The sequence below is a fragment of the Microbacterium sp. AC035 genome (genome assembly GCF_979258485.1).
In genome coordinates this window covers 1,488,530-1,515,248 of the sequence record NZ_OZ409858.1, presented here as the reverse complement: position 1 = coordinate 1,515,248, position 26,719 = coordinate 1,488,530, and the positions used below count along the sequence as shown (strand labels likewise).

General features: G+C 67.6%; 27 protein-coding genes and 1 tRNA gene. 13 read left to right on the top strand and 15 right to left on the bottom strand.

Going from position 1 to position 26,719, the window contains the following annotated elements; translation table 11 throughout:
- Window positions 1–9 precede the first annotated feature (9 nt).
- Window positions 10–504, bottom strand: coding sequence for a MarR family winged helix-turn-helix transcriptional regulator (locus ACZ0AA_RS07360; protein WP_042537429.1), 495 nt, complete (start codon window positions 502–504; stop codon window positions 10–12).
- A gap of 7 nt (window positions 505–511) precedes the next feature.
- Entirely contained in the window at window positions 512–1,012 is a 501-nt protein-coding gene (locus ACZ0AA_RS07355) for a GNAT family N-acetyltransferase (protein WP_463512546.1), read from the bottom strand.
- An 81-nt stretch (window positions 1,013–1,093) separates the two neighbouring features.
- Here ACZ0AA_RS07355 and ACZ0AA_RS07350 point away from each other — a divergent pair.
- The 6 genes from ACZ0AA_RS07350 to ACZ0AA_RS07325 all read left to right on the top strand — a co-directional run bounded on the left by ACZ0AA_RS07350 (window position 1,094) and on the right by ACZ0AA_RS07325 (window position 6,672).
- Window positions 1,094–1,165 (top strand) — tRNA-Gln (locus ACZ0AA_RS07350).
- A 1-nt stretch (window position 1,166) separates the two neighbouring features.
- Entirely contained in the window at window positions 1,167–2,597 is a 1,431-nt protein-coding gene (gene glmU / locus ACZ0AA_RS07345; RefSeq protein ID WP_463512545.1) for a bifunctional UDP-N-acetylglucosamine diphosphorylase/glucosamine-1-phosphate N-acetyltransferase GlmU, read from the top strand.
- A gap of 8 nt (window positions 2,598–2,605) precedes the next feature.
- Complete coding sequence (locus ACZ0AA_RS07340; protein ID WP_400865140.1) at window positions 2,606–3,640, top strand: ribose-phosphate diphosphokinase; 1,035 nt, start codon at window positions 2,606–2,608, stop codon at window positions 3,638–3,640.
- A gap of 85 nt (window positions 3,641–3,725) precedes the next feature.
- Window positions 3,726–4,196 carry an FMN-binding protein gene (locus ACZ0AA_RS07335; protein WP_400865137.1) on the top strand — a complete coding sequence of 157 codons (471 nt, stop codon included), beginning with the start codon at window positions 3,726–3,728 and terminating at the stop codon, window positions 4,194–4,196.
- Window positions 4,197–4,212: 16 nt separating this feature from the next.
- The gene (locus ACZ0AA_RS07330; RefSeq protein ID WP_463512544.1) at window positions 4,213–5,070 is read left to right on the top strand and encodes an FAD:protein FMN transferase; all 858 of its coding nucleotides are present in this window, start codon (window positions 4,213–4,215) and stop codon (window positions 5,068–5,070) included.
- A gap of 27 nt (window positions 5,071–5,097) precedes the next feature.
- A complete protein-coding gene (locus ACZ0AA_RS07325; protein ID WP_463512543.1) occupies window positions 5,098–6,672 on the top strand; it encodes an FAD-dependent oxidoreductase in 1,575 nt (524 codons plus the stop codon).
- A 229-nt stretch (window positions 6,673–6,901) separates the two neighbouring features.
- Here the strand turns inward: ACZ0AA_RS07325 and ACZ0AA_RS07320 are convergent, their stop codons facing one another.
- The 3 genes from ACZ0AA_RS07320 to ACZ0AA_RS07310 form a co-directional block, all read right to left on the bottom strand.
- On the bottom strand, window positions 6,902–7,735 hold the full coding sequence (locus ACZ0AA_RS07320) for an endonuclease domain-containing protein (protein ID WP_463512542.1): 834 nt from the start codon (window positions 7,733–7,735) through the stop codon (window positions 6,902–6,904).
- Window positions 7,736–8,112: 377 nt separating this feature from the next.
- Window positions 8,113–9,597, bottom strand: a complete 1,485-nt coding sequence (locus ACZ0AA_RS07315) for a sensor histidine kinase (RefSeq protein WP_463512541.1) — start codon at window positions 9,595–9,597, stop codon at window positions 8,113–8,115.
- Between the two features lie 26 nt (window positions 9,598–9,623).
- Window positions 9,624–10,352 (bottom strand): response regulator transcription factor, encoded by a 729-nt coding sequence (locus tag ACZ0AA_RS07310; protein WP_042540306.1) that lies wholly within the window; start codon window positions 10,350–10,352, stop codon window positions 9,624–9,626.
- 164 nt (window positions 10,353–10,516) lie between these two features.
- On the opposite strand from ACZ0AA_RS07310, the gene ACZ0AA_RS07305 reads away from it, so the two are divergent.
- Entirely contained in the window at window positions 10,517–11,980 is a 1,464-nt protein-coding gene (locus tag ACZ0AA_RS07305) for an ABC transporter permease (RefSeq protein WP_463512540.1), read from the top strand.
- 39 nt (window positions 11,981–12,019) lie between these two features.
- Entirely contained in the window at window positions 12,020–12,745 is a 726-nt protein-coding gene (locus ACZ0AA_RS07300) for an ABC transporter ATP-binding protein (RefSeq protein ID WP_463512539.1), read from the top strand.
- 58 nt (window positions 12,746–12,803) lie between these two features.
- Here ACZ0AA_RS07300 and gndA read toward each other — a convergent pair whose 3' ends face one another.
- A complete protein-coding gene (gene gndA / locus ACZ0AA_RS07295; RefSeq protein ID WP_400865116.1) occupies window positions 12,804–14,252 on the bottom strand; it encodes an NADP-dependent phosphogluconate dehydrogenase in 1,449 nt (482 codons plus the stop codon).
- A gap of 97 nt (window positions 14,253–14,349) precedes the next feature.
- The gene (locus ACZ0AA_RS07290; RefSeq protein WP_256381367.1) at window positions 14,350–14,475 is read right to left on the bottom strand and encodes a hypothetical protein; all 126 of its coding nucleotides are present in this window, start codon (window positions 14,473–14,475) and stop codon (window positions 14,350–14,352) included.
- 221 nt (window positions 14,476–14,696) lie between these two features.
- On the opposite strand from ACZ0AA_RS07290, the gene ACZ0AA_RS07285 reads away from it, so the two are divergent.
- Together ACZ0AA_RS07285 and pth are read left to right on the top strand one after the other, a co-directional pair.
- The gene (locus tag ACZ0AA_RS07285) at window positions 14,697–15,305 is read left to right on the top strand and encodes a 50S ribosomal protein L25/general stress protein Ctc (RefSeq protein WP_400865112.1); all 609 of its coding nucleotides are present in this window, start codon (window positions 14,697–14,699) and stop codon (window positions 15,303–15,305) included.
- Window positions 15,306–15,426: 121 nt separating this feature from the next.
- Window positions 15,427–16,008, top strand: a complete 582-nt coding sequence (gene pth, locus ACZ0AA_RS07280; RefSeq protein ID WP_400865109.1) for an aminoacyl-tRNA hydrolase — start codon at window positions 15,427–15,429, stop codon at window positions 16,006–16,008.
- Between the two features lie 32 nt (window positions 16,009–16,040).
- Here the strand turns inward: pth and ACZ0AA_RS07275 are convergent, their stop codons facing one another.
- Complete coding sequence (locus ACZ0AA_RS07275; protein WP_463512538.1) at window positions 16,041–16,937, bottom strand: hypothetical protein; 897 nt, start codon at window positions 16,935–16,937, stop codon at window positions 16,041–16,043.
- Between the two features lie 24 nt (window positions 16,938–16,961).
- The gene (gene trpS, locus ACZ0AA_RS07270) at window positions 16,962–17,966 is read right to left on the bottom strand and encodes a tryptophan--tRNA ligase (protein WP_400865103.1); all 1,005 of its coding nucleotides are present in this window, start codon (window positions 17,964–17,966) and stop codon (window positions 16,962–16,964) included.
- A 57-nt stretch (window positions 17,967–18,023) separates the two neighbouring features.
- On the opposite strand from trpS, the gene ACZ0AA_RS07265 reads away from it, so the two are divergent.
- Window positions 18,024–18,347, top strand: a complete 324-nt coding sequence (locus ACZ0AA_RS07265) for a hypothetical protein (protein ID WP_463512537.1) — start codon at window positions 18,024–18,026, stop codon at window positions 18,345–18,347.
- A 51-nt stretch (window positions 18,348–18,398) separates the two neighbouring features.
- Here ACZ0AA_RS07265 and ACZ0AA_RS07260 read toward each other — a convergent pair whose 3' ends face one another.
- The 6 genes from ACZ0AA_RS07260 to sdhC form a co-directional block, all read right to left on the bottom strand.
- Complete coding sequence (locus ACZ0AA_RS07260) at window positions 18,399–19,241, bottom strand: exodeoxyribonuclease III (RefSeq protein ID WP_463512536.1); 843 nt, start codon at window positions 19,239–19,241, stop codon at window positions 18,399–18,401.
- A 10-nt stretch (window positions 19,242–19,251) separates the two neighbouring features.
- Window positions 19,252–20,457: a YihY/virulence factor BrkB family protein gene (locus ACZ0AA_RS07255; RefSeq protein ID WP_463512535.1), complete on the bottom strand. Its 1,206-nt coding sequence runs from the start codon at window positions 20,455–20,457 to the stop codon at window positions 19,252–19,254.
- Window positions 20,458–20,533: 76 nt separating this feature from the next.
- A complete protein-coding gene (locus tag ACZ0AA_RS07250; RefSeq protein WP_400865091.1) occupies window positions 20,534–21,301 on the bottom strand; it encodes a succinate dehydrogenase iron-sulfur subunit in 768 nt (255 codons plus the stop codon).
- A gap of 2 nt (window positions 21,302–21,303) precedes the next feature.
- Window positions 21,304–23,130 (bottom strand): succinate dehydrogenase flavoprotein subunit, encoded by a 1,827-nt coding sequence (gene sdhA / locus ACZ0AA_RS07245; RefSeq protein ID WP_400865088.1) that lies wholly within the window; start codon window positions 23,128–23,130, stop codon window positions 21,304–21,306.
- A 19-nt stretch (window positions 23,131–23,149) separates the two neighbouring features.
- A complete protein-coding gene (locus ACZ0AA_RS07240; RefSeq protein ID WP_400865084.1) occupies window positions 23,150–23,593 on the bottom strand; it encodes a succinate dehydrogenase hydrophobic membrane anchor subunit in 444 nt (147 codons plus the stop codon).
- Window positions 23,593–24,027 (bottom strand): succinate dehydrogenase, cytochrome b556 subunit, encoded by a 435-nt coding sequence (sdhC, locus tag ACZ0AA_RS07235; RefSeq protein ID WP_072591539.1) that lies wholly within the window; start codon window positions 24,025–24,027, stop codon window positions 23,593–23,595. Before sdhC ends, ACZ0AA_RS07240 begins: the two co-directional genes overlap by 1 nt.
- A 179-nt stretch (window positions 24,028–24,206) precedes the next feature.
- On the opposite strand from sdhC, the gene ACZ0AA_RS07230 reads away from it, so the two are divergent.
- Together ACZ0AA_RS07230 and ACZ0AA_RS07225 are read left to right on the top strand one after the other, a co-directional pair.
- Window positions 24,207–25,322 (top strand): mannose-1-phosphate guanylyltransferase, encoded by a 1,116-nt coding sequence (locus ACZ0AA_RS07230; protein WP_400865081.1) that lies wholly within the window; start codon window positions 24,207–24,209, stop codon window positions 25,320–25,322.
- Between the two features lie 147 nt (window positions 25,323–25,469).
- Window positions 25,470–26,582, top strand: a complete 1,113-nt coding sequence (locus tag ACZ0AA_RS07225; RefSeq protein ID WP_056373402.1) for a BMP family lipoprotein — start codon at window positions 25,470–25,472, stop codon at window positions 26,580–26,582.
- Window positions 26,583–26,719: the final 137 nt, after the last annotated feature.

Here is a 26,719-nt window from a genome sequence, read left to right as displayed (position 1 = left end):
TTCAGATCCTCACGCGTCGAAGCTGAGGCTCAGCTTGCGCAGCAGCGCGGCCAGGCGATCGCGGTCACCACGGGAGAGCGCCCGCAGGAGGTCGTCCTCGACGTCGACCAGACGGGTGATCGCGGCATCCACCCTGATGCGCCCGTCGTCCGTGAGGGTGACCAGCACGCTGCGACCGTCGGCCGGGTCGCCCTCCCGACGCACGAAACGCCGACCGACCAGCCGGTCGATGCGATTGGTCATCGTGCCGCTCGACACCAGCGTCTGCTGCAGCAGCTGCTTGGGGGAGAGCTGGAAGGGCGCGCCCGCGCGGCGCAGAGCCGACAGCACATCCCACTCCCAGGCCTCCAGATCGCTGCGCCGGAACACATCCCTGCGGGCCCGGTCGAGCAGCCTGGTCAGTCGATCCATCCGCGACAGCACCTCGAGGGGTGAGAAGTCGAGATCGGGTCGCTGGGTGTTCCAGGCACCGACGATCCGGTCGACCTCATCCGCCTCAGTCATCCGTCCATTATCGCGTGCGAGGCACCGGAGGCCCGACCTCCTCGAGCTCGACGCTCATGAATGTGCTGTGCGGGTCGAGCGCATAGTCGCCGAACGGCCCGCACTCCCGGAATCCGGCGCGAGCATAGAGTGCGTGTGCCGGTCTGAAGAAGTCGGCACTCCCGGTCTCGAGCGACACCCGGCGCACCCCGCGCTCACGAGCATCGGCCAGCAGAGCCTCCACCATGAGGGAGCCCAGCCCCCGGCCACGGCGGGCGGGGTCGGTGCGCATCGACTTCAGCTCCTCATGGTCATCGTCGTCCGTCATCGCGGCCAGCGCCCCGGTGGCCACGAGAACACCGCCGTCGCGCGCAGTGAACAGGCGCACTCCGGGAACGAGGAGCCCGGCCAGTGGCAGAGCGTGCTGACTCTCCACCGGCGCGGTGCCCGCCATGTCGGCGTGGTGGGCCAGGAGGAACTCGGCGAGGTCGGGTGTGGCCGTCATCACCCTGTCGATCACGATGCTCATCACCGCAGGATGCCAGAGTCGTGTTTCACGCCGATGTCGGCGTGGCAGAATGAGCGGGCGGCTTCCTCATGGAGCCCGCGGTCCGCCGTGGTGTAATGGCAGCACGACAGCCTTTGGAGCTGTTAGGTCTAGGTTCGAGTCCTGGCGGCGGAGCATGACTGGGAACAAGCTCGCGATCATCATCCTCGCCGCAGGCCAGGGAACCCGCATGCGTTCGCGCCTGCCCAAGGTGCTGCATCCGATCGGCGGGCGCCCACTCGTCGGCCACGTCCTGACGACGGCGGGTCGCCTCGAGGCCGACCACGTCGAGGTCGTCGTCCGGCACGAGCGCGACCAGGTGGTCGCCGCACTCGAGAAGGACTACCCCGGCGCTGTCTTCATCGACCAGGACGATGTTCCGGGCACCGGACGCGCGGTGCAGGTCGCGGTCGATGCACTGCCCGCGGACTTCGACGGAGACGTGCTCGTGCTCTCGGGCGACTGCCCTCTGGCGGATGCCGACACGCTGCGTTCGTTCCTCGATGCGCACCGCGCCGCCGAGGCGGAGGCGACCCTGATGACCGCGGTGGTCGAGGACCCGACCGGCTACGGCCGCGTCATCCGCGATGCAGACGGCGGCGTCGACCGCGTGGTCGAGCAGAAGGACGCGACGGCAGACGAAGCTTCCGTCAGCGAGATCAACGCGGGAATGTACGTCTTCCGGGTGGGCACCCTGCGCAAGTACCTCCCGTCTGTGGGCGTCGACAACGCGCAGGGCGAGATGTATCTGACCGACGTGCCGGGGCTGCTGCGTCGCGACGGCAGTCGTGTCGCGGCATCCGTCGTATCCGACGTCACCGTCACCTATGGCGTCAACGACCGTGCTCAGCTCGCCGAGGTCGGGCGCCTGCTCAACCGGCGTATCGTGCGGCGCTGGCAGCTCGAGGGCGTCACGGTGATCGACCCGGCGACGACCTGGATCGACGACGACGCCACCCTGGCACCCGACGTCACGATCCTCCCGAACACGCACATCCTGCGAGCCACGACGATCGCCGAAGGGGCGATCATCGGCCCGGACACCACCCTCGTCGACTGCGAGGTGGGCGAGGATGCGGTCGTCCGCCGCACCGACGCCACGCTCGCCGTGATCGGCGCTGAGGCGACGGTCGGACCCTTCTCGTTCCTCCGCCCCGGCACGGTGCTCGGCGCCAGAGGCAAGATCGGCGCCTACGTCGAGACGAAGAACGCCGAGATCGGCGAGGGCAGCAAGGTCCCGCACCTGTCGTACGTCGGCGACGCGACCATCGGCCGCGGCGTCAACCTCGGCGCCAGCACGATCACCGCGAACTACGACGACGTGAACAAGCACCGCACCGTGGTCGAGGACGAGGTGCACACCGGCTCGCACACGACCCTCGTCGCGCCCGTTAGGCTGGGAGCCGGCGCCAAGACAGGTGCCGGCGCCGTCGTCCGCAAGGACGTCCCCGCCGGTTCCCTTGCCATGAGCGTCGCCCCTCAGCGCAACATCGAGGGTTGGGTCGAGAAGAACAGGGCAGGCACGGGCGCGGCAGACGCCGCAGCCCGAACCCGAGTGGCGGAGTAGGCAGAACGATGGCGCGCAAGAAGAAGACGGTCGATCTGGACCGGGACAACGGCATCGCTCCGGGTCTCGTGGCCAAGACCAAGAAGCGACTCGTGGTCGCCGGTGGTCGATCGCACCCCGCGCTGACCGCGGCGGTGGCCGAATCGCTCGGAACGGAGGTCGTGCCCACCGAGCACCGCACCTTCGCATCCGGTGAGATCTACGCCCGGTTCGAGGTCTCGATCCGAGGCTGCGACCTGTTCCTGATCCAGACCTTCGGCGAGCCGGTCAACGAGTGGCTCATGGAGACGCTCATCATGATCGACGCCGCGAAGCGCGCCTCGGCCAAGCGCATCACCGTCGTCGCCCCGTACTATCCGTATTCGCGCCAGGACAAGAAGGGTCGCGGCCGTGAGCCGATCAGCGCCCGCCTCGTCGCAGACCTGCTGAAGACGGCCGGCGCCGACCGTGTCATGAGCGTCGACCTGCACGCCGCGCAGATCCAGGGATTCTTCGACGGTCCCGTCGACCACCTCTTCGCCAAGCCCGTGCTGATGGACTACTTCAAGAGCACGTTGAGCGCCGAGGATCGCAAGATCCTCACCGTCGTCTCGCCCGACATGGGCCGCGTCCGCGTCGCCGACACCTGGTCGGACAGCCTGGGCGCGCCGCTCGCCATCATCCACAAGCGCCGTGACCCGAAGGTCGCCAACCAGGTCTCGGTGCACGAGATCGTCGGTACGGTCGAGGGGCGCACCTGCCTCCTCGTCGACGACATGATCGACACCGGCGGCACGATCGTCAAGGCGGCGCAGGCACTGAAGGCGAGTGGCGCACACCGCGTGATCGTCGCCGCGACGCACGCGATCTTCAGCGACCCGGCATCCGAGCGCCTGCAGGACGCATCGATCGACGAGGTCGTGATCACCGACACCATCCCGCTGACCGAGTCGCGCCAGTGGGACAAGCTCACGATCCTTCCGATCGCTCCGCTGCTCGCACGCGCGATCCATGAGGTCTTCGAAGACGGATCTGTCACGAGCATGTTCGGCGGGGACGCCTAGGCGACTCATATATCGGACACAGCCCGCGCATAGACGCTGTCCCTACGGTCGACACAACACACCCATCAAGGCCGGGAGGACCATCATGATCCGCACGACTGTACCGACTTCTGTTCGCAAGGGCGCAGCCCTGGCCGGTGTCGCAGGACTCCTCGTCCTCGCGGGATGCTCCGGCACGGCTGACGCCGAAGACCAGTCCACCGACACCGGAACCGACACGAGCACCGAATCGACCGATTCCGGCGCGGCGGCCGGCGGGGAGTACACCGACGGCACCTACACCGCAGACGGTTCGTACCAGACGCCCGAGACCGTCGAGACGATCAGTGTGACCCTCACCGTCGCGGACGGCCTGGTCACGGATGTCGAGGTGACCGGCGATCCGCAGGCCCGCGAGAGCGAGCAGTACCAGGGCGAGTTCATCGGCGGCATCGCCGATGAGGTCGTGGGCAAGTCGCTCGACGACATCGAGGTCAGCCGCGTGGCGGGCTCGTCGCTCACCAGCGGCGGATTCAACGAGGCCGTCGAGTCGATCAAGGAGCAGGCCGCCGCCTGAGGCGCCTGATCACGTCATGGCGATCTGGCGTTTCGACGCGATCGGCACACTCTGGGAGATCGAGACGTCGCACGAGCTCGGCGCGGAAGACCGCGACAGTGTCGGCGCCGAGATCGAGCGGTTCGACCGGGAGTGGTCGAGGTTCCGCGAGGACTCGTCGGTGACCCGTGTCGGCCGAGACGGCGGCACGATCTCGTCGCCGGATGCGGGAGCGATGCTCGATGCCTATCGTGACCTGTCGACCGCGACCGCAGGCGCGGTGAACCCCCTCGTGGCCGAGAGCCTGGATGCCCTCGGCTACGACGCGTCGTATTCGCTCGTCGCGGGCTCGCCGATCGCCGCCCCGGGGGACTGGGCTGAGCGCGTGCGCTGGTCCGCGGGGGAGGCCACGGCATCCGCTCCCGTTCTCCTCGACGTCGGGGCACTCGGCAAAGGACGTCTGGTCGATCTCGTGGCCGCAGTCCTCGCGGACGTGCCCGGTGATCTCGTGGTCGATGCCGGAGGCGACATGAGGGTCCGCGGAGACGCGGTGCGTGTCGGACTCGAGCATCCGTATGATGCCACGAAGGCGATCGGCGTGATCGAGCTGCAGAACGCCGCGCTCTGCGCCTCGGCGGTCAACCGCCGGGCGTGGGGAGACGGCCTGCACCACGTGCTCGACGCCCGCACCGGGGTGCCGGTCCGCACGTGGGCAGCCACGTGGGCGATCGCCCCTGATGCGATGCGAGCGGATGCCGTGGCGACCGCCCTGTTCTTCGAGGGCGGGCCCGAACTCGCCGCATCGTGGGGCGTCGAGTGGGTGCGGATGACGACCGACGGACGTGCAGAGCGTTCGCCCGGCTGCCCCGCGCAGCTGTTCACCACCCGCCGATGAGGCGCCGAAGTAGGGAAGAGTAGACCTGTGATCACCTCCATCACCGCGCTGCGGCAGCGGGTCCTCGCGTTGCTCGGCGGCATATCCATGTACCGCCTGGTGCTGTTCGCGCTGCTGCTGCTGGCGCTCATCGCCGTGGTGCTGTCGGCGCTCGGCGTGATCGTCTCGCCGACTCCGGTCGAGATCCTCGCGACCTTCGTCGTGCTGGCGGTGGTCATCTCACTGGTGGATGCGGCAGCCCAGCGCATCCTGCGTCTGCCGTGGCGCATCGAGTCGTCGCTGGTCACGGCACTGATCCTGCTCTTCGTGCTCCGTCCCGGCATCGAGCCGACCGCCCTCCTCGGGCTCGCCATCGCGGGAGCCGTCGCGAGCCTGTCGAAGTACCTGATCGCGTGGCGCGGTCGGCACATCCTCAACCCTGCGGCCTTCGGCGCAGCCGTCGTCTCGATCCTGGGATCATTCGGAGCGTTCGAATGGCTCGGGACCTCGTCGTCGTGGTGGGTGGGCACACCGTCGCTGTTCGTCCCCGTGCTGATCCTCGGACTGGCCGTCCTCTGGCGCACGGAGAAAGTGCGCATCGTCGTCGTCTTCCTCCTCGTGGCGATCGCGGTGTCGATCCTGCGACAGGCCGTGCAGGCTCAGGAGTTCGCGATCGCCTTCGATCCCGGAGCAGCCCTCTCGTTCGCGATCCTGCAGTCGCCGTTCCTGTTCCTCGGAGCGTTCATGCTCTCCGAGCCGCTGACTCTGCCGCCGCGCCGGTGGCAGCAGTACTCCGTCGCCGTTCTCGTCGGAGCGCTCGCCGGTTGGCCGATCGCGATCGGCGGCCTCTTCACCCTCGGCCAGGAGCGTGCGCTGCTCATCGGCAACCTGCTCGCGTTCGCCTTCGCGCTGCGAGGGTCTGTGCGGCTCGTGCTCGAGAAGCGCCAGTTCATCACCCCGACCGCTCAGGAGCTGACGTTCCGTGCGAAGGGAAAGGTGAGGTTCCTGCCTGGGCAGTACCTCGAGCTGGACGTGCCGCACGCCCGCCCGGACGCCCGCGGAACCCGCCGCGAGTTCAGCATCGTCTCGGCCCCGGCAGACCTCCCGACGCTCCGCATCGCCTACAAGGACGGCGATCAGAAGCATCCCTCGAGCTACAAGCGAGCACTGGCGGCAGCGGAACCGGGTTCTGCGCTCGCCGTCACGGGCACCTGGGGCGACTTCCTTCTTCCGCGTTCTGAGACCCCCGTCCTGATGGTGGCCGCCGGAATCGGCGTCACGCCGTTCGTGTCGCAGCTGCGGCAGCTCCAGCTGACGGGGCAGCGGCGTGACGTCGTGCTCGTCTACGTGGCATCCGACAGCTCGGAGCTCGCGTTCCGGGACGAGCTGGCCGCGACCGGCGCGCGCGTCATCGTGTTCACGCGCGACGAGCCGACCGATCTTCCTTCGCACTGGACCTGGGCGCAGGGTGCGCGCCTCGATGCGGCGGGACTCGAGCGGTATGTTCCCGACATCGGCGAGCGGCACTCGTACATCTCCGGTCCTCCACGGCTCATCGCCGACCTCGCTCCCGCACTGCAGAAGGCCCGCTCCCTCACGACCGACGCCTTCGCCGGGTACTGAGCCCGGGGTTCGTTCTGCGGCCAACCCGACGGCATCCCCTGTGGAGCGATGATCTTGATCATCGCCCCGGTTTCTCCCCGGCCCGTCTGCAGGATGCCTGCACGTTCTGCGCGACGCTCTTACTGGTTTCCTCCTGCACTCGTGCCGTGGTCCTGCATTCGGTACAGACCGGGTCGGGATGCCGATGGATAAAGGCTCTGTGGTCGGCGCGGTCCCTGCAGACGGCCCGTCAGACCCGCGCGCGAAGGCGATCAACGGCCGCGATGATCGCGGCTTTCACGATCGGCCAGTCGTGGACGATCAGTGCGTAGTCGAAACGCAGGGTTTCGTACCCCAGCGTGGATGCCGCCGCATCGCGAAGGAGGTCTCGATGGCGGTGCGATTCGCTGTCATGGTTCTCTGCCCCGTCAGCTTCGAGGATGAGCAGCTCATCGAGCACGAAGTCCACGCGCCCGACCGAGGGGATCTCGACCTGGCATGCCAGACGGATGCCGAGCATATGAAGCCGCATCCGCAGGAGGGACTCGAGGCCGCTGTCGGCATCCGTCCGAGCCAGATCGACGAGCCACCGTGCCTTCGCCGGCAGACGCGAGCGGATGCGCGCTCGACCCGCCGCTCCGATCCTGCGCAGCCTCAGGGCTGACTCGATGGAGACGAAGAACGACTCATCGCCTCGGCAGAGGTACACATGCACGAGCGCGTCTTCCAGGGGAGCGAGACCGAGCACTGTTAGTCCGTTGAAGTAGTGGCCGGTGCAGGCACACTCGACGTGGTGGTTTCGGCCGTGCGTTCCGAGCCAGACATGCGGACTCGCATCGTGGTCGAGCGTCCAGATGCCGTGCATGCGCAGAGCGCGAGAGCATGTGAGCGCGCCGCCATGCGCCGCCGCGGTGAGCAGATCGACGGGTGCAGAGGGTATTGCGAACACCCCGTTGCGGACGCGGGTGATCGTGCCGTCACGAACGGCTGCCGAGAGTATTCGTCTGCTGAGTCCGAAGTCGTGCAGAGCCGTGCCCCTGGCCACATCGCCGAGGTGGGAGAGGACGTGTGCGGCGGTCGACATCTGACCGATCCTGCCGGTTCTCAGACGACGGCATGACCGGAACTGAAGGTTGGGGAGAGTGCGTCACCGGTTCACGATTGGTGCAGGGGAGGTCGGCTCGACGTGCGAGGGACGTTCTTTCGCCGTGTGCACGACCCCGTCCCGTCTGCAGGACGGAAGCACGGATGCGGGACCGATCTCGTCCGTTCGTCCTGCAAACGTGTCTCGGTCCTGCAGACGGTACCGATGACTTCCACGCACCGGACCCGGCCAGAGCGGCACCCGTACCGTCTGCAGGACGGAAGCACGGATGCGGGACCGATCTCGTCCGTTCGTCCTGCAAACGTGTCTCGGTCCTGCAGACGGTACCTGCGGGTGGGAGGAGCGCCGGCCCGGGGTCAGTCGGCGGAGTCGGCGGATGCGGCGGATGCGGGGGTCAGCGGGAGTCGCACCGTGAACGTCGTGTCGCCGGGTTCGCTGGCGACCGTCAGGTGGCCGCCGTGGCCCTCGACGATGGCTTTCGCGATGGCCAGTCCCAGGCCGGTGCCGCCGGTCTGACGAGCGCGCGAGCTGTCGCCGCGCGCGAACCGGGCGAAGAGCTCGTCGCGCACGCCGGGGTCGATGCCGGGCCCGTCGTCGCGCACCCGCAGCACGGCGTCATCGCCCTCGCGACTCACGCGGAGGGTGATCGAAGTGCCGGCGGGTGTGTGCGTCCGCGCATTGGCGAGGAGGTTCGCGACGACCTGATGCATCCGCCCGGCGTCGCCGACGATGACGATCGGCTCGTCAGGAGCTTCGATGTTCCAGTGATGGTCGGCTGCGGTCGGGCGTGCATCGGAGAGTCCCTCCAGCGCGAGCTGCGTCAGATCGACGGTGCCGTAGACCAGCTCGCGCCCCTCGTCGAGGCGGGCGAGCAGCAGCAGATCCTCGACGAGGCGCGTCATGCGCAGCGACTGGGCCTGGATGCGCTCGAGTGAGGTCGTGGTGCTCTCGATGGCCGCCTCGCCGCCCTGCTGCTTCAGTGCGCGCAGCGACAGCTCGGAGTAGCCGCGGATCGACGACAGCGGAGTGCGCAGCTCATGGCTCGCGTCGGCGACGAAGCGCCGCATCCGCTCCTCGTTCTTCTGCCTCGACGCGAGGGAGGCGTTCACGTGATCGAGCAGGGTGTTCAGCGAGGCGCCGACCAGCCCGGTCTCGGTGCGCGGATCTGCCTCTGCGGCAGGAACGCGCTCCGTGATCTGCACCTCGCCACGATCGAGCGGCTGATTCGCGACGCGGGTGGCGGTGGCCGCGACGGCCCGCAGCGGTCTCAGACCGACGCGGATCGTGATGGCCGTTGTGAGCGCGAGGAGGATCAGGCCGCCGATCGTCGCGAGGGCGATCACGGTGAGCAGCGTCGTCAGCTGATTCTGGATCTCGGTGCGGGGGAGACCCGTCACGACGTTGACGCCGTTCGGGGCCTGCTGTACGACGACCAGATACGAACCGAAATCGTCCAGAGTCACCGTGCCGCTCGGGCGTCCGTCGAGCGCCGTGTTTATGCGTTCGAGATCGGCGCTGGTCAGTCTCTGGGAGACTCCGCTCAACTCCCCTTTCATGTCAGGGAAGACGACGCCGCTCGTGCCGCCTTCCGAGCTCGACACAGCGAGCAGGATCCCGGGCACACCCGGATTCTTCTCGGCGAGGATCGTATCGATGTCCGCGAACTGCTCCGGCACCTGGTTGACCCACTTGGTCACCTGAATCGAGTAGTTGCTCAGACGCGCCTCGAGTTGCCTCTCGAGAGTTCCGCCGACAAGAGCGCTGGTGATCACGGCGACGATCACGAGGATGAGCGACACGAACCCGATCACGGCTGTCATCAGCCGGGTCTGCAGGCTCATCGGTCGTCGCGCCATCCTCGTCTGGCTCACTGCGGCGCCTTGATCATGTAGCCGACGCCTCGCACCGTGTGCAGCAGCGGGGTGCGCCCTGCGTCGATCTTCTTCCGCAGGTACGAGATGTACAGCTCCACGACCGAGGACTTGCCGCCGAAGTCGTAGCTCCACACCCGATCGAGGATCTGCGCCTTCGACAGCACGCGCCGCTCGTTGCGCATGAGGTATCGGAGCAGCTCGAACTCGGTCGCGGTCAGCTCGATCTCGGTGCCGTCGCGGACGACCTCGTGGCTGTCCTCGTTGAGGGTGAGGTCGGCGACGCGGAGGATCGACTGACCGTCGTCGGCGGTGGCGTGTCCGGTGCGACGGATGATCGCGCGCAGCCGGGCGATCACCTCTTCGAGGCTGAACGGCTTCGTGACGTAGTCGTCGCCACCGGCGGTGAGACCGGCGACCCGGTCGCCCACGGCATCCTTCGCCGTCAGGAAAAGCACCGGCACGAGGCTGCCGGACTCGCGAAGGCGGCGCAGCACGGCCATGCCGTCGAGGTCGGGCATCATGATGTCGAGCACGAGAGCATCGGGCTCGAACTCACGCGCGACCTGCAGCGCTTCGAGGCCCGAGGATGCGGTGCGCACCTCCCAGCCCTCCATCCGCAGTGCCATCGCGAGCAGATCGGTGAGCATCTGCTCGTCGTCGACGGCGAGGATGCGCAGGGGAGAGCCGTCGGGGCGGCGCAGTTCGGGGAGATCGGAGCTCATGAGTACATTCTGCGAAATCACCTATGGGGTTTCTATGGAGACCGCTATGCGTCCGCTGTGAGATCAGCCACCCATAGTGTTCTCATCGCTCTTCCCTCGATCGCGCAGAAGTCCGCTCCCTAGCGTCATCATCGGCCCGCGAACGGCGCGGCGGAAGGAGACACATGTACGGGACATATCTGCGGCGCGAGTTGGCTGGCCGCAAGAGACAGGCGATGATCGTCGCGACCGGGCTCGCCGTCGCGATCGCCCTGGTCATCATCGTCAACGCCCTCACCGCCGGAGTCCGCGACGCGCAGGCCCAGGCGCTGGAGTCGGTCTATGGCGTCGGCACCGACCTCACGGTCACCGGTGCCGCGACGGAGCCCGGGCAGGGCGGCGGGCAGCGCTTCGACTTCGGATCGGAGGACGGCGCAACCGAGGGCGACACGACCACGCTGAGCCAGTCGACCCTGATGACGGACTTCATGCGCGGGACGCTCGAATCGTCCGTGCTCGACACGGTCACCTCGACCCAGGGCGTGACCGCAGCGTCCGCGGCGCTCAGCCTCACCAACTCGACCTTCTCGGGCGAGCTTCCGAGCGGCGGCTTCGGCGCGCAGGACGGGACCGCTGAAGGCACCGCGCCCGCTGAAGGCGACGCACCGCCCCAGGGCGGCGCGGGAGGCGGCTCGTTCGGGGTCGACTCGTTCACGGTGCTCGGCATCGATCCTGCCGTGACCTCAGTGGGTCCGCTCGCCTCCGTCGCGATCAGCGACGGGCGCGCTCTCGACAGCGATGACGCGGGTGCGCTCGTCGCCGTCGTCGACGCCACCTATGCGAGCACGAACGAGATCGCCGTCGGCGACACGATCGACGTCGCCGGTTCCGACGTCGAGATCGTCGGCATCGTGGCATCCACCTCCGACTCCGCCGACACCGCGGCGAACGTGTACCTGCCTCTCGACACCGCGCAGGAGCTCTCCGGCGCCGGCGACGTCATCTCGACCGTGTACGTCCAGGCGGAGTCCGCATCGTCGATCGACGCGGTGCAGGCGGCCCTCGCGGACGAGCTGCCCGAGGCGACGATCACGTCGCAGTCCGAGCTCGCCTCGACCGTCTCGGGCTCTCTGTCGAGCGCGACGTCGCTGATCACGAACCTCGGCACCTGGCTGTCGATCATCGTGCTCGCGGTCGCCGTGCTGCTCTCGGTGCTGCTGACGCTGTCGGGCGTCTCCCGCCGCACCCGCGAGTTCGGCACCCTCAAAGCGATCGGCTGGTCGAACGGGCGCGTCGTGCGCCAGGTCGCGGGCGAGTCCATGGTCCAGGGGCTGATCGGGGGCGCGGTGGGACTCGCGCTCGGGATCGCCGGAATCGTCGTCATCAACCTCGTGAAGCCGACGGTCGCCGCTGCTGCTGCGGGCAACGCGGAAGGCGGCCCCGGCGGCATGGGCGGAGGCCCCACCGGGGGAGGCGGCATGTTCCAGACCCAGCAGGCGGCCGACATCGTGCTGCAGGCTCCGTTCACCCCGTGGGTGCTGGTCGCCGCGGTCGGTCTCGCGGTGCTCGGCGGCCTCGTCGCCGGAGCGTTCGGGGGCTGGCGCGCTGCTCGTCTCAGCCCGGCTGAAGCCCTGCGATCCGTCGCCTGACGGCTCACCAACACACGTCACAGACAAGGAGACACGGACATGACAATCGCAGACATCGCCCCGGCCGCGAACGGCACGGATGCCACGGCACCGCTGTACCGCGCGAAGGACATCACGCGCACCTACTCACAGAAGGGGCGCACGGTGAAGGCGCTCACAGGTGTCGACCTCACCATCGACTCCGGCGAGTTCGTCACGATCCAGGGGCCGACCGGCGGGGGAAAGTCGACTCTGCTGCAGATTCTCGGCGCGCTCGACAAGCCCTCGTCCGGATCGTTGACGCTCGGTGACGTCGACCTGGCCTCGGCATCCGCTCGTGAGCTCAGCCGCATCCGCGCCGAGGAGATCGGCTTCGTCTTCCAAGGGTTCAACCTGATCCCCACGCTCACCGCCGCCGAGAACGTGAACATGGCTCTCGAGCCGACCGACCTGCGCCGCACCGAGCGGGCGACCCGCGTGGCGCAGGCACTCACCCACGTCGGTCTCGACGACCGCGGCGATCATCTGCCGACCGAGCTGTCGGGTGGCCAGCAGCAGCGCGTGGCGATCGCGCGGGCGATCGTGAAGCGGCCTCGCGTGCTGCTCGCGGACGAGCCGACAGGCAACCTCGATGAGAGCATGCGCGATGAGATCCTCGCGCTGCTAGAGGGGCTGTGCGCCGAAGGCATCACGGTGATCGTCGTCACGCACGACTCGGCGGTGGCTCGCAGGGCGACAAGACAGCTGCGGCTCGCGAAGGGGACGGTGCAGGACATCACCCGATGAGACATGACGAAGGCCCCGGCGATATTCGCCGGGGCCCTCGTCACGTCTCAGACAGCGCTCAGTGCGTGTCCTCTGCTTCGATCTCGGTGCGGTCGCCCGACCACTGCGTGTGGAACGTGCCCGGCTTGTCGATGCGCTTGTAGGTGTGCGCGCCGAAGAAGTCGCGCTGTCCCTGCACGAGTGCGGCCGGCAGGCGGTCGGCGCGGATGCCGTCGTAGTAAGACAGCGACGACGAGAACGCCGGAGCGGGGATGCCGGCCTGAGCCGCCGCGACCACGACGCGACGCCACGGCGCCTGTGCGCGTGTGATCGCCTCGGTGAAGTACGGAGCGGTCAGCAGCACGGGCAGGCCGGGCTCTGCGGCATACGCGTCGGCGATGCGGTTGAGGAACTGGGCGCGGATGATGCAGCCGCCTCGCCAGATCTTGCTGATCGCGCCGAGGTCGATGTTCCAGCCGTACTCGGCTGCACCGGCGCGGATCTCGTCGAAGCCCTGCGAGTAGGCGACGATCTTCGACGCATACAGCGCCAGACGGACATCCTCGATGAACGCGGCCTCGTCGGTGACGACGAACTCCTCGTCGGGGCCGGGGAGCGAGCCTGCGACCTCGCGCTGCTCGGGGTGCGACGACAGCGAGCGGGCGAACGTGGCCTCGGCGATGCCTGAGACGGGCACGCCGAGCGACAGCGCGGTCTGCACGGTCCAGGCACCGGTGCCCTTGGCGCCGGCCTGGTCGAGGATGACGTCGACGAGCGGCTTGCCGGTCTCGGCATCCACCTGACGCAGCACCTCTGCGGTGATCTCGATCAGGTACGACTCGAGCTCGCCCTTGTTCCACTCGGCGAAGATCTCGGCGATCTCGGCGGGGGACTTGCCCGTACCGCGACGGATGAGGTCGTAGGCCTCGGCGATCAGCTGCATGTCGGCGTACTCGATGCCGTTGTGCACCATCTTCACGAAGTGACCGGCACCGTCGTGGCCGACGTGCGTCACGCATGCCTCGCCCTCGGCGATCGCGGCGATCGACTTGAGGATCGGGCCGAGGGTGATCCAGGACTCGTCCGAACCGCCGGGCATGATCGAGGGGCCAGTGAGCGCACCCTCTTCGCCGCCCGAGATGCCGGCGCCGACGAAGTTGATGCCCGTCTCGCGAACGGCCTTCTCGCGGCGGATCGTGTCGGGGAAGTACGCGTTGCCACCGTCGACGATGATGTCGCCCGGCTCGAAGACCTCGACGAGCGAGTCGATCACGGCGTCGGTCGGGCCGCCGGCCTTGACCATGATGATCGCGGTGCGCGGCTTCTGCAGCGAGTCGGCGAACTCCTGGTACGTCTTGGCGGCGATGAAGCCGGCCTCAGGGTGGTCGGAGACGAGCGTCTCGGTCTTCTCGTAGCTGCGGTTGAAGATCGCCACCGTGTTGCCCTCGCGGCTGGCGAGGTTGCGGGCGAGGTTCGAACCCATGACGGCGAGTCCGACGACTCCGATGTTCGCTGATGCTTCGGGCACAGATGGCTCCTAGATCGAGAAGAAGGGGATGCTTCCAGATTATCGCGGCGCCCGGGGTGGTGCTCCCGTGTGACGGGTGGTGTCGGACGCGAGGAGGTCAGTCCTTGCGATAGCCGGAGCGTCCGAGGGAGAACAGGGCCGCGAAGGTGAAGCCGGCGGCGCACACGGTCATCGCACCGATGAGCCAGGCGATCGCGTGGGAGAAGAAGACGCCGTCGAGCATGAGGGAACTCCGTGTTCTGCAGAGAGGGATCGGTGTTCTCAGCCTACCGGCTCATCCGGTACCATGAGAGGAGTACCTCGGCGAGGGATGCTTCTGCGCGTGCGCTGGCATCCGTTATCGACGCGGCGAAGCAAGCCGGTGGCTTTCCTCACGTGTCAGCGTTCGAGAACAATTCCAAGACCACCGCGTAGCTGTCGCTGCGTGCCCCGAAGGAGAACCCCATGTCTGAAGACACCAAGGTCAAGGCCGAGCTCCGCGAGAGCTTCGGCAAGGGCTTCGCCCGTCGTCTGCGTGCCGCAGGCAAGATCCCCGCCGTCATCTACGGCCACGGCACCGACCCCGTGCACGTCGCGCTGCCGGGCCACCAGGTCTCGCTCATCATCCGCCGCGCGAACGCGCTGCTCGAGCTCGACATCGACGGCAAGGACCAGCTCGCCCTCGTCAAGGACGTCCAGCGCGACCCGGTGCACCAGATCATCGAGCACATCGATCTGCTCGTCGTCCGCAAGGGCGAGAAGGTCACGATCGACGTTCCCGTCATCGTGACCGGCGAGTCCGCTCCCGGCACGATCGTCAACCAGGACGCGAACACGATCTCGATCGAGGCCGAGGCCACGCACCTGCCGCAGAACGTCGAGGTCTCGGTCGAGGGTCTCGAGGAGGGCGCGCACATCACCGCCGCCGACGTCACGCTCCCCAAGGGCTCGACGCTGCTGACCGACCCCGAGGTGCTCGTCGTCGCGATCTCGATCCCGGCTGAGGAGTCGCTCGGTGAGGACGAGGCCGGAGCCGACGAGGCTTCCGCCGAGGAGGCTTCCGCCGCGGAGTGATCTCCGCAGGCGCAGCGCACAGCTGACTGCAACACAGAGGGGGCGCGAGCAGATCGCGCCCCCTCTGTCGTATTCTGACCCGGGCACCGTGAAGGGCCCGAATGCGAGAGGACGACCACACATGGCATCCACCTGGCTCGTGGTGGGGCTCGGCAACCCCGGCCCGCGATACGAGGCGACGCGCCACAACATCGGTCAGATGGTCGTCGACGAGCTCGCCTCTCGCCGCGGTGAGAGCTTTCGCGAGCACAAAGGCGGGGCACGTGTCGTCGAGACCTGGGTGCGACCGGGCGGTGACAAGCTCGTGCTCGCCAAGCCGAACACGTTCATGAACGTCTCGGGCACTCCGGTGGCCGCGCTCGCTCGCTTCTACTCGGTGCCGCCGGAGCAGGTCATCGTCGTCCACGACGAACTCGACATCCCCTTCGACACCGTCAAACTCAAGATCGGCGGAGGTCACGGCGGACACAACGGTGTGCGCGACATCGCCCGTGCTCTCACCACCGCGGAGTTCCCGCGGGTGCGTGTCGGCATCGGGCGCCCGGTGGGGCGGCAGGACCCCGCCGACTGGGTGCTCTCGCCGTTCGGCAAGGACGAACGCGCGAACCTGCCGATCCTCGTGTCGGACGGGGCTGACGCGGTCGAGCTGCTCGTCGAGGATGGCCTGCTCGCCGCGCAGCAGAAGCACCACGCGCCGCGCTGAACTCAGCGAGGTGCGGTTGTCGTGTTGCGACGTTACGGCACGAGGCTGGTCGCGGTTCCGGTCGACAGTGTCACCAGCAGCACGACCCAGAAGATGATCGGGCCGAGCACCGCGACGACGAGCGCTGCGATGCCGGCGCCGCGCGCCTGCTTCTTGCGGATCGCGATGATGCCGATGACGATGGCGGCGATGCCGAGGACGGTCCCCGTCCAGAACGAGATCTCCGCCCACAGCACCTGATCCCGCGCGGGCGAGAGGATCGACAGGAAGTCGGGATCGGTCGTGTCGAGACCGCCCGGAAGACGACGGCCGATCTCGAACCCCGCGACTCCGGCGACGATCGGCGTGACGACAGCGGCCACGATGGCGAGGATCAGTGCCAGGATGCCGAGCAGCCCTGACTTCTTCTCTGCGGTGACCGGCGCCTGGTATGCGCCCGCGGGCGCCGCGTAGCCGCCGACCGGAACCTGGTACGCGCCGGGAGGAGCCGCCTGATAAGCGGGCGCACCGGGCTGCTGGCCGGCGAGGTGCGGGTAGACGGGAGCTCCCGTCGGTGCCGGGTAAGCGGGGGCGGGCTGAGCTGCGGTGAACGTCTGGCCAGGGGCACCGGGAGCGGGGAAGGCCTGCTCGCTGGGGTCGGCGGGAGCCGCCGGAGGACCTCCCGGATAGGCGGGAGGAGCGCTCTGATATGCGGGAGGAGCCGGCTGGTACGCGGGAGGAGCCGGCTGATACGCGGGAGGAGCCGGCTGATACGCGGGAGGAGCGGGGGGCGTCGCGTACGAAGGCGGTGCCGGCGATGCGGGCTGTGATGCCGCTGGCGGCGCGGTGGACGGCTCGGGTGTCGCGAACTGCGGCTGCTCGTCGGCCGGCCGGGGCAGGGGAGGCACAGGCGGAACGGCACCGGACGGGGGCTGCTGCGGATCAGTCACGCCCCCATCCTATGGCTGTCGAGGTCAGACGCGACGAAGCAGTCCGACCCGCTCGTAGACCGCTCCGAGAGTGGCGTCGGCGACGGCATCCGCACGTGCGGCGTTCTGCGCGAGGATTCGATCGAGCTCGGCCGGGTCGTCGAGAAGCTCGAGTGCGCGGGCGCGCACGGGTTCGAATTCGTTCACGACGACCTCGGCGAGCCCCTTCTTGAAGTCACCGTAGCCGCGGCCCGCGTACTCGTCCTCGATCGCGGGAACCTGTCGTCCTGAGAGCGCGGCGTAGATGGTCAGCAGGTTCGAGACCCCGGGCTTGCTCTCGCGATCGAAGCGGACCGAGCCCTCGTTGTCGGTCACCGCGCGCATGATCTTCTTGGCCGACTTCGCCGGGTCGTCCAGCATCCACAGCACACCCGCGTCGCTCTCTGCCGACTTCGACATCTTCGACGTCGGGTTCTGCAGGTCGTAGATGCGCGCCGTGTCCTTCTGGATGACAGGCCGGGGAACGACGAACGTCTCGCCGAATCGCGAGTTGAAGCGCTCGGCGAGGTCACGGGTCAGCTCGACGTGCTGCTTCTGGTCATCGCCGACCGGCACGACGTCGGTCTGGTAGAGCAGGATGTCGGCCGCCATCAGCACCGGGTAGGTGAACAGGCCGACGCTCGTGGCGTCGGCGCCGTATCGCGCCGACTTGTCCTTGAACTGCGTCATGCGGCCGGCTTCACCGAATCCGGTGATCGTCGAGAGGATCCAGGCGAGCTCTGCATGCGCGCGGACGTGCGACTGCACGTACAGCGTCGACAGTGAGGGCTCGATGCCCGCGGCGATGTACTGAGCGGCGGTGCGACGGGTCTTCTCTCGCAGCTCTGCAGGATTCTGCGCGACAGTGAGCGCATGCAGGTCGACCACCGAGAAGTAGGCGTCGTAGGAGCTCTGCAGGTCGCGCCACTGCAGGAGAGCGCCGATGTAGTTGCCGATCTGCAGAGAGTCGGCGGAGGGCTGCATTCCTGAGTAGAGGCGAGGTTTCGTCACGGTATCAATCCTATGGGGGTGGTGGTGGTCCGCGAGCCGGCGGGGGAGACTCGCTCCATGACGACTGCTGCTGGCACCGAAGGGCAGCGTCGGGATGTTCTCTCCCGCATCATCGGGCTCGTGCTCACGGTGCTGTTCGGCGCACCGTTCGTCCTGCTCGCATGGATGGCGCTGAGCAGCCGGTTCGGATGGGCGAGCGGCGACCCGCACGGATACGGGATGATCTTCGGCACGTTCCTCGCGCTCATCACCGGCATCCTCGTTGCGATCGCGGTGCCGCTCATGTTCCCGAGCGCACGCAGGGGAACCGCCTATCTGTGGAGCATGATCGGCTACCTTGCGGTCGCGATCGGGCTGATCGTCGCTCTCGTCACGGCCTGATCGTCCCGAGACCGAGACCGAGACCGAGACCGAGACCGAGAGTGCGGGCGATCAGTACGTGTAGTCGACGACGACCGGAGCGTGGTCGCTCCAGCGCTGATCGTAGGCTGCCGCACGGGCGACGTGATACGCAGTGACCCGCTCGGCGAGAGAGGGAGTCGCGAGGTGGTAATCGATGCGCCACCCTGAATCGTTGTCGAATGCCTGACCGCGCATCGACCACCAGGTGTACGGGCCCTCGACCTCGCCGTGGAACACGCGTCCGACATCGACCCAGCCGAGACCGGTGCCGGTGGATCCGTCGGCGCCCTCGACCGTCTCGCCAGCTGCTCCGAGGAATCGGTCGAAGTAGGCGCGCTCGCGGGGGAGGAAACCGGCCTTCTTGCGGTTGCCGCGCCAGTTCTTGATGTCGAGTTCACGGTGCCCGACGTTCAGATCGCCGGTCACGAGTGCGAGCGCGTCGTCAGCCTCAGCGAGCGCGGCCAGGCGCGTGCCGAAGGCGTCGAGGAACTTCCACTTCTCCTCCTGCTTCGGGGTGTCGGCCTCGCCGCTGTGCACGTAAGCGCTGACGACGGTGAGAGGCCGGTCGCCGATGAGGAAGTCGGCCTCGATCCAGCGGCCCTTCGAATCGAAGTCGGCGTCTCCGAAATCGGTACGCGAGGCGAGGGCCGGGATGCGGCTCGCGATCGCCACACCTGCGCGGCCCTTGGCCGTCGCCTCGTCGTGCACGAACGTCCAGCCCGGAAGCGCGGCCTCGAGGTGCTCGTCCTGACCGCGGACCTCTTGCAGGGTCAGGATGTCGACGTCGGCGGCGTCGAGCCAGCCGCTCATGCCGTTGCGAGCCGCCGCTCGGATTCCGTTGACATTGACCGAGGCGATACGCAGATGAGGCATGCTCACCAGCCTAACGAGGACCGCCGACATCCTTGGACGGACGCTGCAGCTCCGCGAGGAGGCGCTGAGCGAGAGGCGTGCTCTCATCGACGGGCGGGGGAGCGGATGCCTCGAGGGACTCGAGTTCCTTCTCAGCCGCACGCAGGGCGCGTTCGGTCTGCCAGGTGCGGTACCACGGCGCGTCGTCGCGAGCGGCCCGGGCTTCGCGAACCCGGATCCGCGCCGCCTCCAGCAGCGTCTGATGCTCCGCCAGCCGTCGCTCCGCCTCCGTCTGGGAGAGCAGAGGGAGATCCCGGTCCTGGGCGCTGACTGCGATCCACGAGGACGCCACCAGCATCACCACGCCGTTGACCCGGAACCAGAGCAGCAGGCCGATGAAGATCGCGAACGTCGCGAGCAGGGGGTTGGACGGGGTGTAGCTCAGCAGGAACCCCGCCCCGAACTGCAGCACCGTCATGGCCCCGCCGCCAAGGAGCGCTCCGGGCCAGATCGTTCCCCAGTGCAGAGATGTGCCGGTGAGGAAGCGGACCATCGCCGCGAGCGCTGCTGACAGCACCGCGAAGGAGACCAGCACAGTGCCGATGCGGATGCTGGTCAGGCCGTCGAGGGAGGCTCCCCACCCGAGGAGACTGAGAATCCAGGCCAGCGCGACCGCGCTGGCGGAGCTGAGCAGCGAACCGGCGATCAGCGAGACGCCGAAGATGAGTGCGGCGAGCAGATCGCGCGCCTTCAGGATGATGTAGCTGCGGCGATCGGGCGGCAGGCCGAAGATGTCGCGCGTCGCGCGTCGCGAGAACGTCACCCACCCGATGGCGGTCCAGATCACCGTTCCGAGTGCGATCAGACCGGTGATGCTCAGGATCCCCGTCGTGCTGGCCGCGATCTCCCGCACCTGGGCCGGCGTGAACACCCCGCCCTGATCCTGGATCAGATTCGGGATGTAGCTGTTGATGATGTCGATCATGCCGTCGACCGCTTCGCTGCTGCCACCGAGCCAGAGACCGGCGATCGCGAAGGCGAGGTAGATCGCCGCGAAGATCGCGAAGAGCGCCTGATAGCTCACCCCTGCGGCGAGCAGGAATCCGTTGTGCTGCAGGAAGTGGCGCCAGACACGCACAGGGAACAGCCCCAGCGTGCGCTTCGTCAGCGCGGTCGCGCGCTCGACGGCCGCATCCAGGCGGCCGGCCTCTGACGCCGCGCGATCGGGATCTGACACGTCTTCACCTTATCCAAGCGACGAAAACGGGCGGGTCCCCGTGGGGAGCCCGCCCGTTCTCAGATCCGCGTCATCGTCAGGGACGACCGCGCAGCACTGCCTGCTTGACCTCGGCGATCGCCTTGGTGACCTCGATGCCGCGGGGGCATGCCTCGGAGCAGTTGAAGGTCGTGCGGCAGCGCCAGACGCCTTCCTTGTCGTTGAGGATGTCGAGACGGACCGCTGCGTTGTCGTCGCGGGAGTCGAAGATGAACCGGTGCGCGTTCACGATGGCTGCGGGTCCGAAGTACTGACCGTCGGTCCAGAAGACGGGGCACGACGAGGTGCACGCGGCGCAGAGGATGCACTTGGTGGTGTCGTCGAAGATCTCGCGATCGGCGATCGACTGGACCCGCTCCTTGCCCTTCTCCGGCACGGAGTTCGCGACGAGGAACGGCTGCACCTCGCGGTACGACGCGAAGAACGGCTCCATGTCGACGACGAGGTCCTTCTCGAGCGGCAGGCCCTTGATCGCCTCGACGTAGATCGGCTTCGAGATGTCGAGGTCCTTGATCAGCGTCTTGCACGCCAGGCGGTTGCGGCCGTTGATGCGCATCGCATCGGATCCGCAGATGCCGTGGGCGCACGAGCGGCGGAACGTGAGCGAGCCGTCGACCTCCCACTTGATCTTGTGCAGAGCGTCGAGGACGCGGTCGGTAGAGTACAGCTCCACGTCGTAGTCGACCCAGTGCGGCTCGGAGTCGATCTCGGGGTCGAATCGACGGATGTTGAACGTGACGATGAACGACTGGATGCCCGTCTCCTGCGTCGTGTCCGCGGGAGCTTCGGCGATGGCGCTCGACATGCTCAGTACTTCCTCTCCATCGGCGGGTAGTTCAACTCGCCCTGCTCGTTCTTCGTGAACACGACCGGCTTCCAGTCGAGCTTGATGTGGTCGCTCGGAGTGGAGGAGTGCGGATCGCCCGTCAGGTAGGCCATCGTGTGCTGCATGTACTTCTCGTCGTTGCGAGTGGGGAAGTCGTCGCGCATGTGGCCGCCACGGCTCTCCTCGCGGTTCTGCGCCGCGTAGACGACGACCTCGGCGATGTCGAGCAGGAACCCCAGCTCGACGGCCTCGAGCAGATCGGTGTTGAACCGCTTGCCCTTGTCGTCGACGTGCACGTTCATGTACCGGTCGCGCAGCTCCTTGATGACACCCAGCACGTGCTCGAGCGACTCGTGCGTGCGGAAGACCTGCGCGCCCTTGTCCATCTCGTCCTGGAGCGCCTTGCGGAGCACGGCGATGCGCTCGGTGCCCTGGTTGTTGCGCAGGCCCTCGAGCATGTCGGAGACGAACGCGGCGGGGTTCTCGGGCAGCGGCACGAACTCGGCGGTCTTGACGTACTCCACCGCGTTGCGCCCTGCGCGCTTGCCGAACACGTTGATGTCGAGCAGCGAGTTGGTGCCGAGACGGTTGGCGCCGTGCACCGAGACGCACGCGCACTCGCCGGCGGCGTAGAGACCCGGGACGACCGTGGTGTTGTCGGCGAGAACCTCTGCGTCGTTGTTCGTGGGGATGCCGCCCATCGCGTAGTGCGCCGTCGGCATGACCGGCACGGGCTCGACGACCGGGTCGACGCCCAGGTACGTGCGGGCGAACTCGGTGATGTCGGGCAGCTTGGTCTCGAGCACCTCAGCGCCCAGGTGGGTGCAGTCCAGCAGCACGTAGTCCTTGTGGGGGCCGGCGCCGCGGCCTTCGGCCACCTCCTGCACCATGCAGCGGGCGACGATGTCGCGAGGTGCGAGGTCCTTGATGGTCGGGGCGTAGCGCTCCATGAAGCGCTCGCCCGAGGCGTTGCGCAGGATCGCTCCCTCGCCGCGGGCGCCCTCGGTGAGGAGAATGCCGAGGCCGGCGAGGCCGGTGGGGTGGAACTGGAAGAACTCGAGGTCCTCGAGGGGGAGACCCTTGCGCCAGACGATGCCGACGCCGTCGCCCGTGAGGGTGTGCGCGTTCGACGTCGTCTTGAAGATCTTGCCGAAGCCGCCGGTCGCGAAGATCACGGCCTTGGCCTGGAAGACGTGCAGTTCGCCCGTCGAGAGGTCGTACGCGACGACGCCGGAGACCTGGGTCTTGCCGTCGGCATCCTTCACGGTGAGCAGGTCGAGCACGTAGAACTCGTTGAAGAAGTTGATGCCGAGCTTGACGCAGTTCTGGAAGAGCGTCTGCAGGATCATGTGGCCGGTGCGGTCGGCGGCGTAGCATGCGCGGCGCACCGGGGTCTTCCCGTGCTCGGCGGTGTGGCCGCCGAATCGACGCTGGTCGATCTTGCCCTCGGGCGTGCGGTTGAAGGGGAGACCCATGTTCTCGAGGTCGATGACCGCGTCGATCGCCTCTTTAGCGAGGATCTCCGCAGCATCCTGGTCGACCAGGTAGTCGCCGCCCTTGACGGTGTCGAAGGTGTGCCACTCCCAGCTGTCCTCTTCGACGTTCGCGAGCGCAGCCGCCATGCCGCCCTGCGCCGCGCCGGTGTGCGAGCGCGTGGGGTAGAGCTTGGAGATGACCGCGGTCTTCGCGCCGGAGCCTGCCTCGATGGCCGCCCGCATGCCGGCGCCGCCGGCGCCCACGATGACGATGTCGAACTGGTGGTAGTGCACGCCGTCGCGCACGACGGAATCCTGGGTCTCGGTAGTCACTTCTCGTATGCCTTCTCTTCTACTTGCCCAGCGTCTGGCACTGTTCCCACAGTGTGCTCGACTCGGTCACGCCGAGGCACGGGTCGAATGTGAAGACGACCAGGGTGCCGAGGATGATGAGCAGGGCCGCGGCCAGGCCGAGGGCCCAGATCAGCGCCTTGCGAGCGGTGTTGTTCGTCACATAGTCGTTGACGATCGTGCGCATGCCGTTGGCGCCGTGGATCAGCGCGAGCCAGAGCATGATGACGTCCCACCACTGCCAGAACGGCGTGGCGAACTTGCCGGCGATGAACGCGAAGTCCAGAGCGTGGATGCCCTCGCCGACCATCAGGTTGATGAACAGGTGGCCGAAGATGAGCACGACGAGCACGACGCCGGAGGCGCGCATGAAGAGCCAGCCCCACTTCTCGAGGTTGAATCCGCGCTGACGGCGGACAGGGGCTGCGACGGTCTGAGCGGTCATCAGTGTCCTCCTCCGAAGCCGGCGAACGCGAGCATCAGGTGCCGGGGCACGAAGCCTGCCATGATGATTCCCCACACCAGGAGTACGCCCCAGAACAGCTGACGCTGGTACTTGGCGCCCTTCGACCAGAAGTCGACGGCGATGATGCGGAGTCCGTTCATCGCGTGGAACACGATGCCCGCGACCAGCACGACCTCGCCGAGCGCCATGATCGGGTTCTTGTACGTGCCGATGACGGCGTTGTACGCCTCGGGGGAGACCCTGATGAGTGCAGTGTCGAGCACATGCACCAACAGGAAGAAGAAGATGGCGACTCCGGTGATGCGGTGAAGCACCCACGACCACATGCCTTCGCGACCCCTGTAGAGGGTGCCGCGGGGCGTCTTGGAAGTGGTTTCCGAAATCGACGGTGTCAAGCGAGCGCTTGTGGACACGGTCGTCCTCCCTGGATCGAAGTGACTCGGTCGCGTGCAGTGCGTCTTCCAAGCGTGAGCCTGCTGTCATCAGGCACGGCCGATCGGACACCATCCTATTCCCGTGAAGCGACCGCGGGCGACGAAGGGGAGCCTAAGTGTCTCGATGTCGAGACTTTTCGTGGCTATACCCTTGCAGGGTGAGTCAACCCATCGAGAACTTCTACGCCGTGATCCCCGCCGGCGGAATCGGCAGCCGACTCTGGCCTCTCTCCCGCGCGGACGCGCCGAAGTTCCTGCACGACCTCACGGGCTCGGGGCACTCCCTTCTCCGCGACACGTGGGACAGGCTGGAGCCGTTGGCCGGGGCCGGCCGCATCGCCGTGGTCACCGGACGGGCGCACCGAGCGGCTGTCGAGGCGGAGCTGCCCGGGATACCGGATCTGAATGTGTTCCTGGAGTCGGAGCCGCGGGAGTCCGCCGCGGCGATCGGGCTGGCGGCCGCGATCCTGCATCGCAGGGACCCCGATGTGATCATCGGCTCGTTCAGCGCCGACCACGTCATCCGCAGCACTCGGGTGTTCGAGTTCGCCGTCCGCGACGCCGTCGAGGTCGCGCGCGAGGGATACATCTGCACGATCGGCATCTCGCCGACCGAACCGGCGATCGGATTCGGCTACATCAAGACGGGTGCGGAGCTCGTCGTCGAGGGGGCGCGCGAGGCCGCCCTCGTCGAGAGCTTCGTCGAGAAGCCCGACCTCGAGACCGCGACGGCCTACTTCGCCGACCGTGGCTACCTCTGGAACGCCGGCATGTTCATCGCGAAGGCGAGCGTGCTGCTCGATGAGCTCGCCGCGAACGAGCCTGCCCTGCACGCCGGGCTGCTCGAACTCGCCGAGGCATGGGACGACCGTGAACGCCGCGGCCCCGCGGTGGATCGGATCTGGCCCGGGCTGAAGAAGATCGCGATCGACTACGCGGTGGCGGAGCCGGCTGCGCGTCGCGGACGCCTCGCGGTCGTGCCGGGCCACTTCGACTGGGACGACGTGGGGGACTTCGCCTCCCTCACCAAGCTCATCAACAACGGTCGGAAGAACGACCTCGCCGTCCTCGGGCCGAAAGCCCGCGTGCTGTCGGATGCGGCCAGCGGCATCCTCGTGAGTCAGACCTCGCGTGTGATCAGCCTGATCGGCGTGAAGGACATCGTGGTGGTCGACACTCCCGACGCCCTGCTCGTCACCACCATCGAGCATGCGCAGCGCGTGAAGGGCGTGGTCGAGTCCCTGAAGCTGACCGGTCGGAGTGACGTGCTCTGATGAGCAGGGGGTGTCGCTCATCGGCTGGCTTGGTTTCAGCTTTGTAACCATTCGCCAGCGCTTCGCCGTCGTGCATGCGCAAATGTCGAAACACTGGGTAACTTTGAGCGATCCGCGAGGGCCGCGGCACCGTTCAGGAGGCATGAGTTGACCATCTCCACCACCAAGAAGCTGCTCGGCGCGACCATCGCCGCTGGCGTCGTCTTCGCACTCGCCGGCTGCGGCCAGGCTCCTACCGAATCGGGCGGCACCGGCGGCGGCGAGGCTGACTCCGACTTCATCCCCTGCCTCGTCTCCGACGCCGGCGGCTGGAACGACAAGTCGTTCAACCAGTCTGCCAAGGAAGGCATGGACCGGGCCGCGGAGACTCTCGGCGTCAAGCCGATCGAGTTCGAGTCGGCCAACGACAACGACTACGCGCCGAACCTCGAGACCGCGGTCTCGGAGGGCTGCTCGCTCATCGTCGCAGTCGGCTTCAAGCTCTCGGCCGCGACCGTCGAGTCCGCTCTGGCCAACCCCGAGATCGACTACGCGATCATCGACGACTACGCCGACAACGACTTCGACGGCACGACCGACGCTCCCAACATCAAGCCCCTCGTGTTCGACACGGCTCAGGCCGCCTACCTCGGTGGCTACGCCGCCGCAGGCTGGTCCGCTGCGTCGGGCGTGAACAAGGTCGGCACCTTCGGCGGAATGCAGATCCCGTCGGTCGCCGTGTTCATGGACGGCTTCCAGCTCGGAGTCGAGAAGTACAACGAGGACAAGTCCGGCGCCGTCGAGGTCTTCGGCTGGGACGCCGCCACGCAGAAGGGCTCCTTCACCGGCGGCTTCGACGCGAACGACACCGCCAAGCAGACCGCCCAGGGCGTGCTCGACCAGGGCGTCGACGTGATCCTCCCGGTCGGTGGACCGATCTACCAGAGCGCTGCGGCTGCCATCGCCGACAGCGGCAAGGACACGCTGCTGGTCGGCGTCGACAGTGACCTCGCAGTGGCCGACGAGAGCGTGGCCGACGTCACCCTCTTCTCGATCATGAAGGCCATCGACGTGGCCGTCGAGGACGCGACCGTCGCCGCATCCGAGGGCGACTTCGACCCGGCTCCCTACATCGGCACGCTCGAGAACGAGGGCGTCAAGCTCTCGGGCTTCGGTGCCTTCGAGGGCGACCTGCCCGACGGCCTGCTCGACGAGATCTCCGCTCTGCAGGAGCAGATCATCTCGGGTGACATCACGGTGGAGTCGGAGAACTCCCCGTAAGCAGTTCACATCCATGGCGGGGCGAGTGGTGCAAGCGGCCACTCGCCCCGCGCCGTGGACGGACGATGACGACTGTTCGCGGCGCATCCGGGCGATCCCCGTGCGATGCGCCGAAGATTCTTCGGACTCTTCTGGAT

Excerpts from the sequence above, each read along its gene's own strand:
- ACZ0AA_RS07360 (WP_042537429.1), bottom strand. The coding sequence starts at position 504 with ATGACTGAGGCGGATGAGGTCGACCGGATCGTCGGTGCCTGGAACACC.
- ACZ0AA_RS07355 (WP_463512546.1), bottom strand. The coding sequence starts at position 1,012 with ATGAGCATCGTGATCGACAGGGTGATGACGGCCACACCCGACCTCGCC.
- glmU (WP_463512545.1), top strand. The coding sequence starts at position 1,167 with ATGACTGGGAACAAGCTCGCGATCATCATCCTCGCCGCAGGCCAGGGA.
- ACZ0AA_RS07340 (WP_400865140.1), top strand. The coding sequence starts at position 2,606 with ATGGCGCGCAAGAAGAAGACGGTCGATCTGGACCGGGACAACGGCATC.
- ACZ0AA_RS07335 (WP_400865137.1), top strand. The coding sequence starts at position 3,726 with ATGATCCGCACGACTGTACCGACTTCTGTTCGCAAGGGCGCAGCCCTG.
- ACZ0AA_RS07330 (WP_463512544.1), top strand. The coding sequence starts at position 4,213 with ATGGCGATCTGGCGTTTCGACGCGATCGGCACACTCTGGGAGATCGAG.
- ACZ0AA_RS07320 (WP_463512542.1), bottom strand. The coding sequence starts at position 7,735 with ATGTCGACCGCCGCACACGTCCTCTCCCACCTCGGCGATGTGGCCAGG.
- ACZ0AA_RS07315 (WP_463512541.1), bottom strand. The coding sequence starts at position 9,597 with ATGAGCCTGCAGACCCGGCTGATGACAGCCGTGATCGGGTTCGTGTCG.
- ACZ0AA_RS07310 (WP_042540306.1), bottom strand. The coding sequence starts at position 10,352 with ATGAGCTCCGATCTCCCCGAACTGCGCCGCCCCGACGGCTCTCCCCTG.
- ACZ0AA_RS07305 (WP_463512540.1), top strand. The coding sequence starts at position 10,517 with ATGTACGGGACATATCTGCGGCGCGAGTTGGCTGGCCGCAAGAGACAG.
- ACZ0AA_RS07300 (WP_463512539.1), top strand. The coding sequence starts at position 12,020 with ATGACAATCGCAGACATCGCCCCGGCCGCGAACGGCACGGATGCCACG.
- ACZ0AA_RS07290 (WP_256381367.1), bottom strand. The coding sequence starts at position 14,475 with ATGCTCGACGGCGTCTTCTTCTCCCACGCGATCGCCTGGCTCATCGGT.
- ACZ0AA_RS07285 (WP_400865112.1), top strand. The coding sequence starts at position 14,697 with ATGTCTGAAGACACCAAGGTCAAGGCCGAGCTCCGCGAGAGCTTCGGC.
- pth (WP_400865109.1), top strand. The coding sequence starts at position 15,427 with ATGGCATCCACCTGGCTCGTGGTGGGGCTCGGCAACCCCGGCCCGCGA.
- ACZ0AA_RS07265 (WP_463512537.1), top strand. The coding sequence starts at position 18,024 with ATGACGACTGCTGCTGGCACCGAAGGGCAGCGTCGGGATGTTCTCTCC.
- ACZ0AA_RS07260 (WP_463512536.1), bottom strand. The coding sequence starts at position 19,241 with ATGCCTCATCTGCGTATCGCCTCGGTCAATGTCAACGGAATCCGAGCG.
- ACZ0AA_RS07250 (WP_400865091.1), bottom strand. The coding sequence starts at position 21,301 with ATGTCGAGCGCCATCGCCGAAGCTCCCGCGGACACGACGCAGGAGACG.
- ACZ0AA_RS07240 (WP_400865084.1), bottom strand. The coding sequence starts at position 23,593 with ATGACCGCTCAGACCGTCGCAGCCCCTGTCCGCCGTCAGCGCGGATTC.